Source organism: Halobellus limi, from assembly GCF_004799685.1.
GTDB classification, from domain to species: Archaea; Halobacteriota; Halobacteria; order Halobacteriales; family Haloferacaceae; genus Haloquadratum; species Haloquadratum limi.
The window spans coordinates 2,136,350-2,153,931 of sequence record NZ_CP031311.1; the positions used below are offsets into that span (position 1 = coordinate 2,136,350).

Annotated in this window: 17 protein-coding genes; 7 read left to right on the forward strand and 10 right to left on the reverse strand. The window is 65.0% G+C overall.

What is annotated here, in order from left to right:
- Window positions 1-18: 18 nt before the first annotated feature.
- Entirely contained in the window at window positions 19-990 is a 972-nt protein-coding gene (locus DV707_RS10460; RefSeq protein ID WP_103991755.1) for a phosphoadenosine phosphosulfate reductase family protein, read from the reverse strand.
- Window positions 991-1,591: 601 nt separating this feature from the next.
- Between DV707_RS10460 and DV707_RS10465 the strand changes: the two genes are divergently transcribed.
- Entirely contained in the window at window positions 1,592-2,488 is an 897-nt protein-coding gene (locus DV707_RS10465; protein ID WP_103991754.1) for an NAD-dependent epimerase/dehydratase family protein, read from the forward strand.
- A gap of 45 nt (window positions 2,489-2,533) precedes the next feature.
- Here DV707_RS10465 and DV707_RS10470 read toward each other — a convergent pair whose 3' ends face one another.
- The gene (locus DV707_RS10470) at window positions 2,534-3,310 is read right to left on the reverse strand and encodes an IclR family transcriptional regulator (protein ID WP_103991753.1); all 777 of its coding nucleotides are present in this window, start codon (window positions 3,308-3,310) and stop codon (window positions 2,534-2,536) included.
- Window positions 3,311-3,519: 209 nt separating this feature from the next.
- Window positions 3,520-4,209 (reverse strand): 4-carboxy-4-hydroxy-2-oxoadipate aldolase/oxaloacetate decarboxylase, encoded by a 690-nt coding sequence (locus DV707_RS10475; protein WP_103991752.1) that lies wholly within the window; start codon window positions 4,207-4,209, stop codon window positions 3,520-3,522.
- Between the two features lie 312 nt (window positions 4,210-4,521).
- Between DV707_RS10475 and DV707_RS10480 the strand changes: the two genes are divergently transcribed.
- A complete protein-coding gene (locus tag DV707_RS10480; protein ID WP_103991751.1) occupies window positions 4,522-5,532 on the forward strand; it encodes a 2-hydroxyacid dehydrogenase in 1,011 nt (336 codons plus the stop codon).
- 86 nt (window positions 5,533-5,618) lie between these two features.
- Here DV707_RS10480 and DV707_RS10485 read toward each other — a convergent pair whose 3' ends face one another.
- Window positions 5,619-6,938, reverse strand: coding sequence for a glycerate kinase type-2 family protein (locus DV707_RS10485; RefSeq protein WP_103991750.1), 1,320 nt, complete (start codon window positions 6,936-6,938; stop codon window positions 5,619-5,621).
- 270 nt (window positions 6,939-7,208) lie between these two features.
- Here DV707_RS10485 and DV707_RS10490 point away from each other — a divergent pair, with 270 nt between their 5' ends.
- Window positions 7,209-8,327: a TRAP transporter substrate-binding protein gene (locus DV707_RS10490; protein WP_103991749.1), complete on the forward strand. Its 1,119-nt coding sequence runs from the start codon at window positions 7,209-7,211 to the stop codon at window positions 8,325-8,327.
- 157 nt (window positions 8,328-8,484) lie between these two features.
- Here the strand turns inward: DV707_RS10490 and DV707_RS10495 are convergent, their stop codons facing one another.
- Window positions 8,485-8,928, reverse strand: coding sequence for a universal stress protein (locus tag DV707_RS10495; protein WP_103991748.1), 444 nt, complete (start codon window positions 8,926-8,928; stop codon window positions 8,485-8,487).
- A gap of 217 nt (window positions 8,929-9,145) precedes the next feature.
- On the opposite strand from DV707_RS10495, the gene DV707_RS10500 reads away from it, so the two are divergent.
- The gene (locus tag DV707_RS10500) at window positions 9,146-10,105 is read left to right on the forward strand and encodes an AEC family transporter (RefSeq protein WP_103991747.1); all 960 of its coding nucleotides are present in this window, start codon (window positions 9,146-9,148) and stop codon (window positions 10,103-10,105) included.
- 72 nt (window positions 10,106-10,177) lie between these two features.
- Here the strand turns inward: DV707_RS10500 and DV707_RS10505 are convergent, their stop codons facing one another.
- The 3 genes from DV707_RS10505 to DV707_RS10515 all read right to left on the reverse strand — a co-directional run bounded on the left by DV707_RS10505 (window position 10,178) and on the right by DV707_RS10515 (window position 12,857).
- Window positions 10,178-11,476 carry a TRAP transporter large permease gene (locus tag DV707_RS10505; RefSeq protein WP_103991746.1) on the reverse strand — a complete coding sequence of 433 codons (1,299 nt, stop codon included), beginning with the start codon at window positions 11,474-11,476 and terminating at the stop codon, window positions 10,178-10,180.
- Window positions 11,469-11,948, reverse strand: a complete 480-nt coding sequence (locus DV707_RS10510) for a TRAP transporter small permease (protein ID WP_103991745.1) — start codon at window positions 11,946-11,948, stop codon at window positions 11,469-11,471. The genes DV707_RS10505 and DV707_RS10510 overlap by 8 nt, the downstream gene beginning before the upstream one ends.
- Before the next feature lie 150 nt (window positions 11,949-12,098).
- The gene (locus tag DV707_RS10515; RefSeq protein WP_103991744.1) at window positions 12,099-12,857 is read right to left on the reverse strand and encodes an SDR family NAD(P)-dependent oxidoreductase; all 759 of its coding nucleotides are present in this window, start codon (window positions 12,855-12,857) and stop codon (window positions 12,099-12,101) included.
- A 150-nt stretch (window positions 12,858-13,007) separates the two neighbouring features.
- Between DV707_RS10515 and DV707_RS10520 the strand changes: the two genes are divergently transcribed.
- Window positions 13,008-14,051, forward strand: a complete 1,044-nt coding sequence (locus tag DV707_RS10520) for a zinc-dependent alcohol dehydrogenase (protein WP_103991743.1) — start codon at window positions 13,008-13,010, stop codon at window positions 14,049-14,051.
- Between the two features lie 114 nt (window positions 14,052-14,165).
- On the opposite strand, the gene DV707_RS10525 is transcribed toward DV707_RS10520, so the two are convergent.
- Window positions 14,166-14,840, reverse strand: a complete 675-nt coding sequence (locus DV707_RS10525) for an MBL fold metallo-hydrolase (RefSeq protein ID WP_103991742.1) — start codon at window positions 14,838-14,840, stop codon at window positions 14,166-14,168.
- Window positions 14,841-15,299: 459 nt separating this feature from the next.
- On the opposite strand from DV707_RS10525, the gene DV707_RS10530 reads away from it, so the two are divergent.
- Together DV707_RS10530 and DV707_RS10535 are read left to right on the forward strand one after the other, a co-directional pair.
- On the forward strand, window positions 15,300-15,950 hold the full coding sequence (locus DV707_RS10530) for an MBL fold metallo-hydrolase (protein ID WP_170216839.1): 651 nt from the start codon (window positions 15,300-15,302) through the stop codon (window positions 15,948-15,950).
- Between the two features lie 358 nt (window positions 15,951-16,308).
- Window positions 16,309-16,959, forward strand: coding sequence for a type I 3-dehydroquinate dehydratase (locus DV707_RS10535; protein WP_338072192.1), 651 nt, complete (start codon window positions 16,309-16,311; stop codon window positions 16,957-16,959).
- Between the two features lie 30 nt (window positions 16,960-16,989).
- On the opposite strand, the gene DV707_RS10540 is transcribed toward DV707_RS10535, so the two are convergent.
- The gene (locus tag DV707_RS10540; protein WP_103991740.1) at window positions 16,990-17,523 is read right to left on the reverse strand and encodes an amino acid-binding protein; all 534 of its coding nucleotides are present in this window, start codon (window positions 17,521-17,523) and stop codon (window positions 16,990-16,992) included.
- Window positions 17,524-17,582 lie beyond the last annotated feature (59 nt).

A 17,582-nucleotide genomic window follows, 5' to 3' on the forward strand; every position in this document is an offset into this window, starting at 1 on the left:
CGTCGCGGCCGCGGGCGTTTACATATAGCCGAGGTCGCGCAGGCGCTCCATCAGGTCCTCTTTGTCCTGGGCGCGGCCCGCGCGCTCGGTCGTGTTGGCCATATCCTGCAGCCAGGCGGGTTCCTCGGTCGTCTTGTCCGTCGACACTTCGCTGCCGAGCGAGCGGAAGCCCGCGAAGTACTTCGGCGAGACCGGGATGTCCGCCATCGTGAGGCCGTTCGGCAGGTCTTCGGCGCTCTCGGGGACGTAGCCGTCCTCGGGGTAGCCCTCGACGGTGTCCGGAACCACGAAGTTCCAGAACGCCTCCCAGACGGAGGCCTCGTCGAACTGGAGGATGGGCTGAATGCGGTCGTGCGGCGGGTAGATGTCGGGGTCGTGCCGGGGGGAGAAGAACGTCTCGTCGGCGCGGGCCTCCTGCTCGTCCCAGCGCACGCCCGAGATGACGCCGTCGACGTCGTACGTCTCGAGCGCGTCGTTGAGCGCCACCGTCTTCAGCAGGTGGTTGCCGACGTAGGTGTCCAGCAGGAACGGGAAGGTGTCGTCCTCGTACTCCAGCAGGTCGCGGACGTGGTGCTGGTTGTGCTCGGAGAGCTCCGAGACCGGGATGTCGTCGCCGGGTTCGAGGTCGTGCTCTTCGACGTACGCGCCGACGTCCTCGTTGCGGGCGTAGATAACTTCGAGGTCCCACTCCTCGGCCCAGTGGTCGACGAAGTCGTGGATCTCGTCGAAGTGCTGGTAGTGGTCGATGAAGACCGCGGGCGGAGTTTCGAGGTCGTACTTCTCGGCGACCTCCTTGATGAAATAGAGGGTAAGCGTCGAGTCCTTGCCCCCGGTCCACATCACGGCGGGGTTCTCGTACTGTTCGAGGCCGCGCTTCGTGACCTCGATCGCCTTCTCGATCTTGTCCTGAATCGTCGGATAGTCCTCGGGCGTCTCGCCCTCGCCGTCGGTGTAGTCGACGTCGAGGTAGTCGGGGAACTCGTCTGACATCGTGTAATTACATCTAATTACAAGAGATTAAATGCTTTTTGTCATCGATCGGGGGAGGGGCTGATAGTACACGAGAGATCTTAGTAAAAATGACCTTTATTATATATTTATACACTATATACTAAATTTCTTATATTTCTTTCGTGATTTGGATCACCAGCTATTCGATAAACACTACAAAACGGCATTATATTTCTTCTATTGACTCTACAAGGGAACCAAAATCGAAGAAGTATATTTAAATTATTTTGATAGTTTTAATGAATACTATTTTTATTGAATAGAGTATGACGGGACACTCATCCTGCATCGATCGCGTGAGTGGTCCGCCCGTCACGGCATCGAACGGTTCGGTGCGGTCGGGTACGGCCGGCTTTTCCATCATATTGGATCCGGCCGTTAATACCGGTCAGTCCCGCCGTGGGTACGGATACGGAGAGAGATAACATATGTACGGATGTGATGGTAGAGGAGCAGGGTGGTAGAAGGTTTTCAATGATGCTGAAAACCAATCTACTCATCCCCGCTGTGAGAGATCATTCCCCCGCTGGGCAGATCCGGGAAAAATATAAATAGGAGTATTCTCGATTACCACTCATAGATGGCAGCTCAAAACGTTCTTGTGACGGGTCCGTACGGCGAGGCAGGCGAGGCGATCCTCAACCACCTGGCCGAGAAGGATCGGTACGAGTTCACGTATCTCAACCGAAGCGATCACCCCGACTACGAGACGCACGTCGCGGACATCGCCGATTACGAGGCGATCCGACCGGCGTTCGACGGGCAGGACGCGGTCATCCACCTGGCCGCACAGTCCGACGCGGGCGCGGACTTCGAGGACATCATCGAGCCGAACATCGTCGGGACGTACAACGTCCTGAAGGCGATAGAAGACGCCGGCGTGGAGACGCTGATCTACGCGTCCTCACAGCGCGTGATGGGACTCTACGAGGAGGACCACGCCCCGGAGCTCTACGAGGAGGACTACCCCTCAGAGTACGACCCGCTTCGGCTCACCCACGAGACGCTCCCGAAACCGGACGGCTACTACGGCGCCTCGAAGGTGTTCGGCGAGCACATCTGTCGAACGCACGCCCGTCGCGACGGCGCGCCGGAGCAGGTGTACTCCCTCCGGATTTCGAGCGTCAGAACCGAGGAATACGACCACCCCTACGGCGACGCCGAGCGCGGGGTCGACCGGGGAGAGGAACACCGAGTGGACGAGGACGAGGTGTGGGACCAGTCACAGACCGGCTCCTGGGAACGCGGCAGCGAGGAGTACGAGGAGATGGTCAAGCGCCTGAAGGCGTCGTGGACCTCCCAGCGCGACTTCGCGCACCTGCTCGAGTGCTGTCTGGAAGACGACGACGTCACCTACGACACGTTCTACGCGGTCAGCGGGAACGACGCGCGGTGGTTCGACATCGAGCACGCGCAGGCCGTCCTCGGCTACGAACCGCGTGACAACGCCGCCGAGTGGGACAGCCCGCCGGAGTAGCGTCGGCGGGGCCGGCGGGAACGACCCTCCCGACTCGCTCTCACGCTACTCGAACTGGCGTATCTTCAGCTCGATGATGTTCTTCTTGTTGAGCAGCGCGGGGGCGAGTTCCTCCTCGATGCGCTCTCTGGTGATGCGGCTCCGCGGACCGCTGATGGAGATCGCCCCGATCGCCCCGTCGGGTTCGGAGGCGATGGCGGTCCCGATGGCGCACACCCCCGGGAAGTGCTCGCCGTTGTTGATCGAGTACCCCCGCTCCCGAATCGTCTCCAGTTCGTCGTAGAGGACGTCCTCGTCGGTGATCGTGTCGTCGGTCAGCGCCGGCATCCCGCGCCGATCGAGGAGTTCCGCGACCCGCTCGTCGGACAGCTCCGCGAGGATCGCCTTGCCGGTCGCCGTCAGGTGGAGGTAGAAGTGATCGCCGAGCGAGGCATCGTCGTCGATGGAGTGGGGACTCTCGGATTTGTACAGCTGAACCGAGTACCCCCGCTCCTCGACGGTGACGTTGGTGTGTTCGCCGGTCTCGGCCTGCAGTTCGTCGAGTTCGGGCTTGGCCGCCTGATAGAGCGCCAGGCCGTCGCGACGTTCCCCGCCCGTCCCCAGGAACTCGAAGCTGCAGCGGTAGACATCGTCGTCTTTCACCACGTAGCCCGTCTCGACGAGGGTCGTGAGGTGGATGTGTGCCGTGCTCACCGCCAGTCCCAGGTCGTCGGCCGCCTCCGAGAGCGTCGCGCCGTCCTCCTGTCCTAAATATTCAATAATGTCAAAAGATCTCTCGACGCTCTGCAGCCCGCGTGCGCCCGATTCGTCCGGTTCGGTCATACGTACTGGTTCGGCCGTATCTCCTTAAGCCCTGCGAGGAGTTACAACGATGTTGAATCCGATCCGGGGAACCGTCCAGTCCCGGCCGACTGGCCGGACCCGCCGGATCACCTAGTGAGTGTCGACGAGGCGAGCAGGGCGAACTGGCGCCAAAAAAACGCGATCGGAGCCGGTGCAACCGCGATTTCCGGCGAGCGCTCGTCCGTGTACTACTGAATCGAGTCCTCGGGGCCGACGACCTCCAGGTTCTCGAACAGTTCGTCGTAGCCGTTGAGCTCGAAGAGGTACGTGCCGTCCCGGATCGCCTCGCGGGTCTCGTCCTCGGATTCGAGTTTCTCGTGTGCGAGATCGAGGACTCTCTCAGCACCGTCGCCGGGAATGACAGCGAGACCGTCGTCGTCGCCGACGACGATGTCGCCGGGATCGACGCTCACGCCCCCACAGGAGACGGTGACGTTCACCGATCCGGGGTCCTGCTTGAGCGGGCCCTGGGGGTTCACGCCGCGGCCGTAGACGGGGAACTCCATCTCGGCGATCTCGCGGCTGTCGCGGTACCCGCCGTCGATGACGAGGCCCGCGAGGTCGTTGGCCTTGCAGGACTCACACATCAGCTCTCCGATGTGTCCGGTGTCGGTGTAGCCGTTGCAGTCGACGACGAGCACGTCGCCGGGTTCGGCCATCGTGATCGCCTTGTGGATGATGAGGTTGTCGCCGGGGGCGGCCTTGACCGTGATCGCGGTCCCGGCCATCTCGACGCCCTCGTAGGCGGGTCGCATCCCGGCGTCCATCGTGAGGCCGACGTTCCCGGTCACGTCGGAGACGATGGTGCTCGGAATCCCCTCGAAGGCCTCGACGGTCTCGCGGTCCGGTCGCTCCACGTCGTGCTCGATCGTGTGCATACGTCCGAGGAGACGGATCTACCTCATTAAGCTACTGATCGGCGGACCGGTCGTGTTTAGTTAAGCGATTGCAGCCGTAAAACCGCTCTCGGGTGGGAATGGAAGGGGCCGCGCTCTCGGCGAAGACGGGCGATGCAAGGACCGCAGGCACGAGCCCCGCGAGTGCCGAGGACCACAGCGAGCCCATCGAGTCGAGAGCGCGGGGGCTTCCGAAGTCTTCACCACAGCGATCTCGCCGGTTTCACTTCTAACTAAACAGTACCGGCGGACCGACGCCAAAAGATATGCCGACGCGACGTGCACGTATGGCTAATGACCGACACGCCGACCGTCTACGTGACCCGCGAGATACCCGAAGCGGGGCTGGAACGACTCCGGGAGCGATACGAGGTGGCCGTCTGGGAGGAGAAACTCCCGCCGACGAAAGCGCACGTCGTCTCGCGCCTCGCGGAACTGGACGCGGAGGGGCTCGTCTGTCTGCTCTCCGACACGGTCGACGCGGAGGTGCTGGACGCCTCTCCCGACCTCTCGGTCGTCAGCACCTTCTCGGTCGGATACGACCACGTCGACCTGGAGGCGGCCGCCGAGCGCGACGTCGCCGTCGGCCACACGCCCGGCGTGCTGACCGAGACGACCGCCGACCTCGCCTGGGCGCTGCTGACCGCCTGTGCGCGTCGGACCGTCGAGGGTCACGCGTACGTCGAGGCCGACGAGTGGGAGACCTGGGGACCGACCCTCCTGACGGGGCCGGACATTCACGGCGCGACGCTCGGAATCGTCGGTCTCGGAAACATCGGCACGGCCACCGCCCGACGCGCTGCGGGATTCGAGATGGACGTGCGCTACAGCGGCCGATCGCGAAAGCCCGACCGGGAGGCCGAACTCGCGGCGGCCGGCGTCGAAGCGACGTACGTCGAGCGCGACGAACTGCTCGCCGAGAGCGACTTCCTCTCCCTGCACGTGCCTCTCGTCGAGGCGACCGAGGGCCTCATCGGCGAAGAAGAACTGCGGCGGATGTCCGAGGACGCGGTGCTCGTCAACACGAGTCGGGGCGGCGTCGTCGACACCGACGCGCTCGACACGGCGCTCGAAGAGGGGTGGATCACCCGCGCCGGAGTGGACGTCACCGATCCGGAGCCGCTCCCCGGCGATCATCCGCTCCTCCGACACGCGCCCGAGCGGCTCGTCGTGACGCCGCACATCGGGAGCGCGAGCATCGGGACTCGCGACCGGATGGCCGAGATGGCCGCCGCGTGCATCGAGGCCGGGATCGAGGGCGAACCCCTGCCGCACTCGGCGCTGGAAGACGCCGGAGTGGAGTGACGGCCGACCGAGACGGCGTGTGATCACTCCGTGAGGAGGAGAGATCACTCCGCGACGAGAGGCGGTCGCCCGGCGACGGGGGACGGTCACTCCGCGACGAGCAACACGCGGAGGTCGTTGACGTTGGTGCCGGTCTGACCGGTGCGCACGAGCGCGCCGCGTTCGTCGAGGTAGTCGTAGACGTCGTTGTCGGCCAGGAGCGACCGGGCGCGGCGCGGGTCCTCGACGGTCCGCTCGTCGACCACGGCCCCGGCGGCGTCGGTGGGCCCGTCGAGACCGTCCGTGTCGACGGCGCACAAGACGGCCGGCTCCCCCAGTTCGAGCGCCGCGCTGAGCGCGAACTCCTGGTTCGGCCCGCCGGTCCCGTCGCCCCGGATCGTGACGGTCGTCTCCCCGCCCGAGAGGACGGCCGCGGGCGGTTCGAGCGGATTGCCGCTCCGGCGGATCTCCTCGGCGACGGCGGCGTGCGTCTTCGCCGCCTCGCGCGCCTCGCCCCTGACCGACGAGGAGAGCACGAGCGTCTCGAAGCCCGCCTCCCGACAGACCTCGCGCGCGGCCGAAACCGCGGTGCGGTTGTCGGCGACGACGTGGACCGACGCGGACTCGAACGCGGCGTCGTCGCTCCCGGGGGTCTCGGGCACGTCGCCGTCCGCACCGGCGCGGAGGTGATCGAGGACGGACGCGGGCGCGTCGACGCCGTACTCCGCGAGGACGTCCAGCGCGTCGTCGTAGGTGGTCGGGTCGGGCGAGAGCGGCCCGCTGGCGACGACCGAGGGGTCGTCGGAGGCGACGTCGCTGAAGACGAGTCCGACCGTCGTCGCCGGGGCGGCCGTGCGGGCCAATTGACCGCCCTTCACGGCCGAGACGTGCTTTCTGACCGCGTTGATCCGGTCGATCGGCGCGCCCGAGCGGAGGAGTGCCTCGGTGAGTTCTCGGAGGTCCGCGAGCGACACGCCGTCGACGGGAGCCGCCAGGAGCGCGCTGCCGCCGCCGGTCACCGGGGCCAGGACGAGCGTGTGCTCGTCTGCCGCGGCAGCGCGCTCGACGAGGCGACGCGCCCCCTCGACGTTCGCCTCGCTCGGAACGGGATGGGTCCCGGTTACGGTCTCGACCGGGCCCGCGGGGGACGGGTCGTCGGTGACGACGAGACCGCCGGTGAGGGCGGAACCCAACCGGTCCGCGAGGTGGCTCGCGACCGTCCCGGCGGCGTTGCCGCCGCCGAGCACGAGGACCTCGTCGTAGTCGGCGAGGTCGTAGCGCCGACCGCCGATCCGAAGCCGATTCCCGTCGACGGCGAGCGCCTCCTGCAGCACGGCTTCCGGGTGTGCCGCCTCGATGCCGGCGCGCGCGGCGGCCCGTGCGATGTCGGTGGGGGTCGAACCGGATCGATCGCCTGTTTCGGTCATACCCGTTGATGCGCGGGTACCTAAATTAATTCTGTGGGTGGACGAATCGGGTCCTGTGGACGGACGAATCCGGTTCGTGTCGTGTTCGTGTCCTCGGCCGTCGGTCGCCGCTCTCTCCCGGTGTCGATCCGTTCGCGCCCTGCCGTGCTCGTTCCATCCGGCCGTTCCGTACGGTCAGGGGGAAACACGGCGGGCGCGGACCGAACTCACCCCAGGTAATCCGGGTAATTAACACAATCTTTATTACGTATTAGCGGATCGCATTACAGTATGGCTCGTGATTCGAAGCCAACCACACGGCGGAGTGTACTGAAAAGGGGCGGCCTCGCCCTCGGCGTCGGGACGGGGCTCGCCGGTTGTTCCGGGAACGGCGGTGGCGGCGACAGCGGCGACAGCGGCGACGGCGGTGACAGCGGTGACGGCGGCGACAGCGACGGGGGCGCTACCACGACTTCGGGCAGCGGTGCCGAGGAGTTCGAGATCACCTTCGCGACCACGCAGCCGCCGGAGAACGTCTCCGTGCAGGCGGCCCAGGAGCACTTCATCGACGTGATCGAAGAGGAGACCGACGGCCGCATCACGGTGAACCTGGAGGCCGCGACGCTGGGCGGTACGGAGGACAACCTCGGCGCTCTGGAGGCGGGTACCGTCGACATCCTCCACGAGAGCCCGACGGCTCTGTCACAGCGCTTCGCGTCCGAGTACTCCTTCGCGGGCGATCCGTTCGTCATCGAGGACATGGAGCACTACCGCGCCGTGACCGAGGAGTTCCTCGAGCCCGAGGATGGGCTGAACGGCATCCTCCTGGACAACGGGATTCGGCTCGGCGACGCCTTCTACGTCGGCAACCGCTGTTACACCAGCAACACGACGGTCACGAGCCCCGAAGACGTCCAGGGGATGAAGCTGCGCCTCCCGCAGTACGAGACGTGGACCACGGTGTGGGACGAGATCGGTGCCGACGTCACGCCGGTCGCCTACGACGAACTGTACTCGGCGCTACAGACCGGCGTGGTCGACGCCTCTGAAGGGCCGATCTCGCAGTTCCTGGCCGTGAGCCTCTACGAGGTCCAGTCGCACTTCAACGTCACGAACCACCTGCTGGACACGAAGCACTTCCTGTACAACGAGGAGTTCTATCAGGGCCTCAGCGACGACGACCTCGAACTCATCACGTCGACCGCCGCCGACGCGGTCGAGGGAATGACCGAGGACATCAAGTCCCGCGAGGAGGACCTCTACGACCAGGCGCGCGAGGAGGGAACGACCGTCGTCACCGCCGAGGAGGTCGATCGCCAGGCCTTCGTCGAGGCCGGACAGCCGGCGCTCGAAGAGCTCTCCGAATCCAGCTGGGCGGTCGATATCGGCGACGTCCAGGACCTGGCGTAAGCTCCCCTCTCGTCGCCTCTTTTTTCGTTCCTTCGCCGCCTCCTTTCTCGATCTCTTCGTCTTCCGGGCGCCACCACGGCGCGTTCGATCCGCAAAACCGGGCTCTCGAACGGCGAAGGCGGGACCGAACGGCTACCGAGGTGACGTCGAGCGCGGCCTATTCGAGCGCCCGCGCCCGCAGCGAGACCACGGGACAGTCCGCCTGCAGGAGGACCGACTGTGCGACGCTCCCGAAGAGGATCTTACCGGTCTGGCTCCGCTGCTGCGGGCTAACGACGATGTACCGCGCGTCCTGTTCTCCGGCGTAGGAGACGATCTCGCCCGCCGGGTCGCCGATACGTCCGACGGCGACCGCCTCGGCGTCCGGGGGATGCGCCTCCATCAACTCCGCTGCGACGGCCGCGGCCCGGTCGCGGAGGTCGTCGACGGGAACGGCCTCGTCGGTGTGAGTGAGGCTGTCCTCTTCGACCTGGATCGCCTCGGATCGGTTCATCACGTGGAGCACGTGGATCGGTTCGTCGAACCGCCGTGCCAACGTGTCCGCTTCGTCGAGGACGGCCTGGGCCTGGTCCGATCGGTCCACTGCTGCTACGATAACCATACCCGACGTTCATTCTCATCCATCTTATAATTTTATCGTAGTCTCATCGGGTCGTGTTTAGTTAAGCGATGGCCGGGCAGAGAACCGCCGACGGGCGGGAATGGAAGGGGAGCTTTCGAGGTATTCTCTCTCCCGTTTTCGTCGATCTCATTCCTCACTAAACAGTACCCTCGTCGCAACGACAGCACTTTTGTTTGCGCTTCCGGAAGTCGCCCCTATGGCATCCGCACTGGAGATCATCGTGTCCTCCATCCTCCCGATCTTTCTGATACTCGCCGCCGGGTTCCTGCTGGACCGCGCCCGGGGAGTCGACCCGGGCCCGCTCAACACCCTCTCGCTGTTCGTGTTGACCCCGGCGCTCGTGATCCACAGCATCGCGCTCACCGACCTCGGATCCGGCGCGCTGCTGCGGATCTCCGTCGGCGTCGGCGTGTTCGTCGTCGGCCTGCTCGCGGTGAGCTGGCTCTACGGGAGGTCCACCGGCAAGGAGGACGCGGTGCTGAACACCTTCCTGCTCGTTTCGGTTTTCGGGAACACCGGCGCGCTCGGGATCCCGCTCGCCGACTTCGCATACGGGGACATCGGTCGGCAGACCGCGGTGCTCTTCGCCGCCGTCCACGGCGCGCTGGTGTTTACGCTGGGGCTTTTCATCGCGCTGAACTCGGGCGACGAGGCCGGATCGGTCGTCGCGAAGCGCGTGCTTCGGTACCCGCTGGTCTACGCGGTCGTCCTCGCGGTCCTCGCGCGTACCGCCGGCGCCGTGCCGGCCGCCGAATCGCCGCTGATGGAGACGCTCGGACTCGTCGGGGAGGCGTCGATACCGATCATGCTCTTGATCCTGGGGGTGCAACTCTCCGGGACGGAGTACCGCGGAGCGCTCTCGATGACGGCGACGCCGACGCTGTTCCGGTTCGTCGTCTCTCCCCTCGTCGGAGTCGCTGTCGCGACGGGACTGGGGTTTCAGAACCCCGCAGTCGCGCAGGTGTTCGTCCTGCTCACCGCGATGCCGGTGGCCGTGGCTCCGGTCATCTTCGTGGTCGAGTTCGCGAGCGACACCACGGTCGGCGGCGTGACCCTGCCGGAGTTCGTCTCCACGAACGTTTTCGTGACGACCCTCGTTTCGATCCCGATTCTCACGGTCGTCATCACGGTCCTCAAGTCCGGACTCGTCGTCTGACCGATTCGACCGGAGACGACGCCGTCGACCGAAACGAGCGAGAGCGACGGCGAGGGACGGTCGATCTCCCCCTCAGAGCAGCCCGAACGCCTCGGGGAGCGCCAGGGAGAGCTCGGGGAAAAGGATGATGAGAAGCAGCACCACGAGCAGCGGGAGGTAGTACGGCAGCATCGAGCGCATCACCTGATCGAGCGACTCGTTCGTCACCCGTTCGAGGACGAACAGGATGAGCCCGAACGGCGGCGTGACGAGACCGTACATCAGCGTGACGACCATCACGATGCCGAAGTGGATCGGATCGATGCCCAGTTCCGGATACAGCGGGACCAGCATCGGGACCATGATGAGAAGCACCGCCATTCCCTCCATAAACGTCCCCAGAACCAGCAGCACGAGGGCCAAGAGCAGCATCGTGACCACGGTGCTCGCGCCGAGTCCGGTCACGATGTCGCCGATCAGGTCGGGGATGCCCGCGAGCGTCAGCCAGTACGCGTAGAGGTTCGCGAACCCGAAGATGACCACGATACTGGCGGTGTCCTCGAACGTCTCCTTGCTCACCTCATAGAGGTCTCTCAGGGTGATCGAGCGGTAGTAGAAGAACCCCAGCAGTATCGCGTACACCACCGCGACGAGCGCGGCCTCGGTGGCGGTGAACACGCCGAAGAGGATCCCGCCGATGATGATGAGCGGCGCGACCAGCCCCGGGAGCGCCTTGAGGAACGACTCGAACAGGGCTGAGAGGTCGTAGGAGCCCGAACTCGGCCAGTCGTGCTTTCGAGCCAGGTAGAACACCGTCCCCGCCATCGCGAGCGCCATAAGCAGTCCGGGGACGACCCCGGCGATGAACAGCGTCCCGATGGACTCCTGTGCGAGGACCGCGTAGACGACGATCGGGATGCTGGGCGGGATGATCGGGCCGATGATCGAGGAGGCCCCCGTGATCCCGACCGCGTCTTCGCCCTCGTAGCCGTTCGTCGTCATCGCCTCGTACTCGACGCTCCCGATGCCCGCGGCGTCGGCGACGGCCGACCCGCTCATTCCGGAGAAGATCAGGCTCACGACGACGTTCACCTGCGCCAGTCCGCCCCGGACGGGGCCGACGAGTTCTGTGGCGAAGTTGAACATGTCGTCGGTGATCCCGGTGATGTTCATAATCCGACCCGCCATAAGGAAGAACGGGACCGCCAACAGCACCCAGGAGTTCATCCCCGACCAGAACCGCTGGGTGACGACGATGAAGTTCAACTCGGGCCCGATCGGGAGGAACATGATCACGAGCACCGTCATCGCCAGCGAGTAGGCGGCGGGCACGCCGATCCCGTACAGCAGGAAGAGAATGCCGATGAACGCCGCGAGGAGTATTTCAGACATCGGATCCCCCGCGGATCTGCTCGACGCGGCGCTTCGTGTCGCCGATCACGACGACGAGGAGGATCGCGGCGGCCACGCCGAAGAGGAGGTACCCCCAGCCCACCTTGAACCAACTGATCGTCGGGAGGCCGGTGTCCCCGGCCGTCCCGTACGCGACGTACGCGGACCAGACGAAGATGACGGACAGCAGGGCCATCAGGACGTTTCTGACGAGCAAGAACCGGTCGGTCCGCGAGGTGACCCGCCGGAGCACGGGGAGAAACGAGATGTCCGCGTCGTTCCTGAAGAGATACGGAATGGCGACGATCGTCATCAGTGCGAGGGTCGTTCTCGCGACCTCGTAGGTCCAGTAGAGTTCGAACGGAACCTCGACGTATCGGTTCAGTACCTGGACGACGCCCACCACCAACATAGCGTTCAACATAATCACGCCGATTGCGACGGTGACCTTGTCGAACCAGTCGCTTCCCATACCGAGCAAACTTTCACCAACGAATATAAATCCTTGTGGTATCCTTCCCGAGAGTGCTTAGAGCCCGCGATCAGGGGGGAGCGGGGGACCGCAGCACGACGGCCGCTGACCGTCCGGGAGCGAAGCGTCGGTGAATCGCGGCGGGGCGGGTCACGGTTGTACCAGGAAGCCCCCCTCGACGGGGAGCGTGACGCCCGTGATGCGCGAGGACAGGTCGGACCCCAGAAAGAGGACCGCGTTCGCGAGTTCCTCGGGACTCGCCCGTCCGGGCATCGCCTCCGAGATCTCGTAGCGATCGGTCGAGTCCGGTCGCTGGACGGCGACGCGGTCCTGCATCGACGTGTTCACGATGCCCGGCAGAACCGCGTTCACTCTGATGCCCTCGGCCGCGTACTCCATCGCCGCCGCCCTCGTCATCCCGTTGATGCCCGCCTTCGAGGCGCTGTAGCCCGCTCGTCCCATAATCCCCGTCACGCTCGCGACCGAGGAGGTGTTGACGATCGACCCGCCGCCGTCGGCCAGCATCGCCTGGATGCCGTACTTCATTCCGTAGAACGTCCCACGGAGGTTGACCGCGACGACCCGATCGAAGTCGGCCGAGTCGTAGTCGGCGAAGTCGGCCAGTCCTCCCTCGGTCCCCGCGTTGTTGAACACGACGTCGAGGCCGCCGTACGTGTCGACGGCTGTCTCGACGAGTCGCTTCACGTCGTCCTCCTCGGCGACGTCCGTCGGCACGAACGTCGCCTCTCCGCCGTCGGCAGCGATCGACGCGACGGTCTCTTCGCCGCCCTCCTCGTCGACGTCACCCACGACGACGCTGGCTCCGTGCTCGCAGTACTGTCTGGCCGTCGCCTCGCCGATGCCGGAGGCACCGCCGGTGACGACAGCCACTTTGCCGTTTACGACCATTGCACCTACCGATGCGACGACCGGCGAGTAAAGTGTTCGTGAACGGCAACCGCTCCGTGACGGGGGTGCGAGCGCCCCGGCGACGATACCGACCGCGAAACGGACGGTTACTTCCAAAAGGTTATAATACGATAATCTCCACTGTCACGTATGCGCGGCCTGGCCAAGACCACCCGAGCGTCCGGTGGGATGGAGCTTCTCGACCTCGACCGACCGACGCCCGCGGCCGACGAGGCGCTCGTGGAAGTCGATTACGCCGGACTCTGTGGCAGCGACGCGGGAATCTACGAGTACAAACCGGCGTTCGAACGGATGGATCCGCCGACGGTGATCGGACACGAGTACACCGGTCGAGTCGTCGAACTCGGCGAGGAAGTCACGTCGTTCTCCGTCGGGGAGCGCGTCGTCGAGCGACCCATCCGCGGGTGCGGCGAGTGCTATCAGTGTCAGAGCGGGATGGAGAATATCTGTCAGAGGATCGAACTGACCGGCATCGATCACGACGGCGCGTACGCCGGCTACGTCGCCGTGCCCGCCGATTCGCTCCAGTCCGTACCCGACGGCGTCGATCCGCGCCACGCCGCGCTGGCGGAGCCGACCGCCGTCTGCACCCGCGCCGTCATCGAGAACTCGCGGGTCGGCGCCGGCGACCGCGTGCTCGTCGCCGGACCGGGTCCCATCGGACTGCTGACCGCCCAGGTCGCCGACGCGCAGGGCGCGAACGTCGTCGTCGCCGGCGTCGGCCCCGACACCGCCTATCGGCTCCCGCTCGCGGAGGACCTCGGGTTCCCGGCGATCAACATCGAGGAGACGGACCTGGCGGCCTACCGCGAGGAGTTCACCGACGGGATCGGCTACGACGTGGTCTTCGATACGACGGGCCATCCCTCCGGGCTCCCGATGGCCGCCGAGGAGGTCCGGAAGGGCGGACAGATCGTCCTCGTCGGGCAGGCCGGCGAGACGTCGATGCCCACGACCCCCATCGTCCGCGCGGAGGTCGACATCCAGTGTTCCTACAGCGCGATGTTCCGCGACTTCGACCGGGCGTTCAGGCTGATGGCTACCGGCGACCTCGACCACGAGACGTTCCTCGACGACCGGTTCAGCCTCCTCGACGCCGAGGCGGCCTTCGAGGCGTTCCTGAACGGCGAGACGTGCAAGCCGGTCTTCGACGTCTCCGTCCTGCGGGAGTGACGCGCCGGTCCACTGCCAGACGGAAAGTCGGCCGGCCGCCGCTCCGACTCGCGCGGTGAATCAATGTTGCGTCCGGCGCGCCCACCGAGCGCGAGCCGCGGCCATCCCCGGCGATCAGTCGTTCCGGGGGTCCCACTCGTTCCACTCGCGCTCGACGAGGAAGTCGTCGAGTTTCCCCTTCGGATCCTCGAAGACGTGCGAGCCGTGGAAGACGAGAAGCGTGTCGAAGTCGTACCCCAGGAGGTCGTACAGGTTGAGTTCGGCGTCCTCGTGATCGGCGTTGAAGAGCGCCGGCGGCGGGAGGAGATAGCCCGCCGGCAGCCCGCCCCGGTCGGAGCCGTCCAGCACGTCCCCGGAGATGAGGATGTCCCGGTCCTCTAAGAGGAGCGCGGAGGTCGCCTCGGTGTGGCCCGGAACCTGGATCACGCGGATGTTCCCGTCGAGGACGTCGCCGTCCTCGTAGGCGACGTCGGGTTCGACGTCGAGGCCCGCCTCCTCGAGGTGCTCGTACAGCTTCGATTCGTCGGCCGGCATCGCGAGGTCGGGATCGAACGCCTCGACCACGTGCGCGAGGCCGCCGTGGTGGCCGTGGTCGCCGTGGGTCAGGACGACGCGGTCGACGCGGCCGTACCTCGACCGGAGGACGTCGACGAGCTCCGCCCCGTTCTCGTCGAAGGCGGTGTCGACGAGCGTGATCTCTCCCTCGTTCGGCGTGTCTTCGAGGACGAACACGCGGACGTGCTCGAACTGGATCTGGTCGATACCCTCGACGACGTTGCTGACGCTCATACGTATCGTCGAATCCGTGGTTCTCATACATATTTCTGTTGGTGCCGACGCCGCAGTCGACACAGCGCACCGAGTGGACCGGCCCGCTTCGATGCCGCGAATCGGTTTCGGCCGATTCGATTCGATTTCAACGATGTCGGAATTTCTCTGGTCGTTTGCGACCGTGTCCGATCGAGATAACATACGTACTTCTGTTACGACCTCGAACGAACGGCTGATTCTTTCAATGATAGTGAAACAGATTCAGTCGGGTCGACTGGTTCGCCGACCGACGGGGAACCGCTCGGAAGTCGGGTTCCGGACGGAAGGAGGGATTCGAGAGGCGGTCGGACGGTGACGGAATCGAGGACTTCCGACCGGCGTGAAATCCATACGTCGGGGCGTCGACCAACGTGCGTCCGACAGAACGAGAACCGGGTGGTGGATTTATTCGACGAGGGCGGCGACTTCGCGGTGGCGATGTCAGTCAGCACTCCCGTCGATAGCATCGACACCGTCCAGCTGGACCACGTCCGGGCGTTCGTCCTGGAGGATCGGCCGGCCGGCGAAGTCACCGTCATCGACGCGGGGTTCCCCGACGACGGGGCGGAGTTGGCGTCGCTCCTCGAATCGGAGTACGGCGGCGTCGACCGTCTCGTCGTCTCCCACGGTGACGAGGGGCACTTCGGGGGCGTCCCCGCGCTGATGGAAGCGTTCGATCCGGAGTTACTCGTCCCCGGCGGGTCGCGGGGCTTCTACGACGCGCTCGATTACGACGCGGACGATCACTTCGGCGACGGTGACCGGCTTCCTGGCGGCATTCGCGTCGTCCAGATACCCGGTCACACGGTCGCAAACAGCAGTTTCCTCCTCGAAGAGGAGTCGGTCCTCATCGCCTGCGACAGCCTCGAAGGCTCCGACAGGCGGGGACTCCCGCCGGGTTATCTCGTCCCGCCCGCCGAACAGTTCAACGATTACAGCCACGCCGCGGCCGAGCGGAACCTGGGCAAACTGTTCGACCACGAGATCTCGACCGTGCTGGTGAGCCACGGCAGCCACGTCACCGACGACCCCCTGGCGAAACTCGACGACTGGCTCCTCAATCGAGAGTGGACGCTCACCTACGAGTGACGCAGACGCTGATCCGATCTGCCCAGTAGTATCGAAAACAAATGAATATAAGAAATATTTTGAAAACTAGCATATCTATATTTGAAAGCGTTTATTGACTGTTTTGAAGCTTATTTCGTGTATATCTTCACTCTGTTTTTATTATCTTAAGATCTAAAAGTCATTAATAACGTATTATCGTATCGCTATTAGTTCGACGGGTACCCCGGAGCGGCCGTGGTGCCGATGGGCAAATTTATATGCCAAAGGATGCTACCGAGTGTCAATGAATATCGACGGCTTCACTCTCGCGGCTACGACAAACGATCTCACACGGGAGGAGAAGGCACGGGGGAAAGCGGACGTCATCGAGTTTCGGATGGACAAAGCGGAAGATCCGATCGGACAGCTCGAAGCGTACGACGGCGAACTGCCGATCGTCGCGACGAACCGCAACCAGTGGTTCGGCGGAAAGGCACGCGACACCGGGCGCCTCGACACGCTCTTCGCGGCGTCCCGATTCGACTCGGTCGCGTACGTGGACATCGAACTGGAGACGGCGCGGGCGAAAGAGTGGATCTTAGAGGAGTTCCGCGACAACGACGTGGGGCTCATCATCTCGCATCACGACTTCGATACGACGCCGGAGAAGGAGGTACTCACGGCGATCATCGATCAGTGTGCGGGCTACGGCGACGTCGCGAAGGTCGCGGTCTACCCCGAGGATCTCTCGGACACGCTGACGCTTCTGACGGCCCTGCACGAGGCTACCCAGGCGGGCATCGACGCGGCCGGAATCGCGATGGGCGAAACCGGCAGTCACACGCGCGTGGTCGGTCACATCTACGGTTCCAAACTCGGATACGCGCCGCTTCTCGACGACGATAGCGAGTACGCCCCCGGCCAGATCCCCCTCGGTAAGCTCAGGGCGCTCGTCGAGGCGACCAGGATCGACGGCACGCAACTGGAGCGCATCGAGGCCATCGAGGGCGACGTCGCCGTCCCCTCGGAACTGACGCTGCCGAACTGACTCGCGAAACGAGACCGGCGGTGAGGCCGGTCAGGCCCCCGCTCCACCCGTGAGTGGCTCTACGAGGCGAAGGTCTTTCTCCGCGGCGACGTCTCTGATCTTCCCGAGCACTTTCTCGGTCGCCCCCCGTTCGGCGGCGATGTCGATGCGCGCGCTCGATACGTTCGAGGTCCCCTCCGGTGCCGCGACCGACAGGTCCGTCACGGTCGCGTTCGCGGACTCCTGAATCCGCGAGAGCGTGTCCGAGAGGTCGGTGTCGATGACGTGCCCCGAGAGGATGACCGTCAGCCCCTCGCTGTAGCGTTCGGTGCCGGCCTGGATGACGTTGATCCCGGCGTCCCGGAGGCCGTCGATGATCTTCTCGAAGCGGTCCGGCGTGGCCTCGACGTCGACCTCGACGGGGATGTGCCCGCGGGGCGTGACGTTGCCCCGCTCGTGAAAGATCGATAACAGGTTCCCGCCGTTGTCCGCGATCGGGCGGAGCGACCGGAGGAGTTCGCCCGGTTCGTCGACCAACTCGAGGCGGAGCGTGTACGCGCGGACGTCCGTCTGGACGTCACTCATCGATCGATCGACCTCGGTTCGTCCGGTGCATACCCGACCCATCCCCCGGAAGCGAAGTG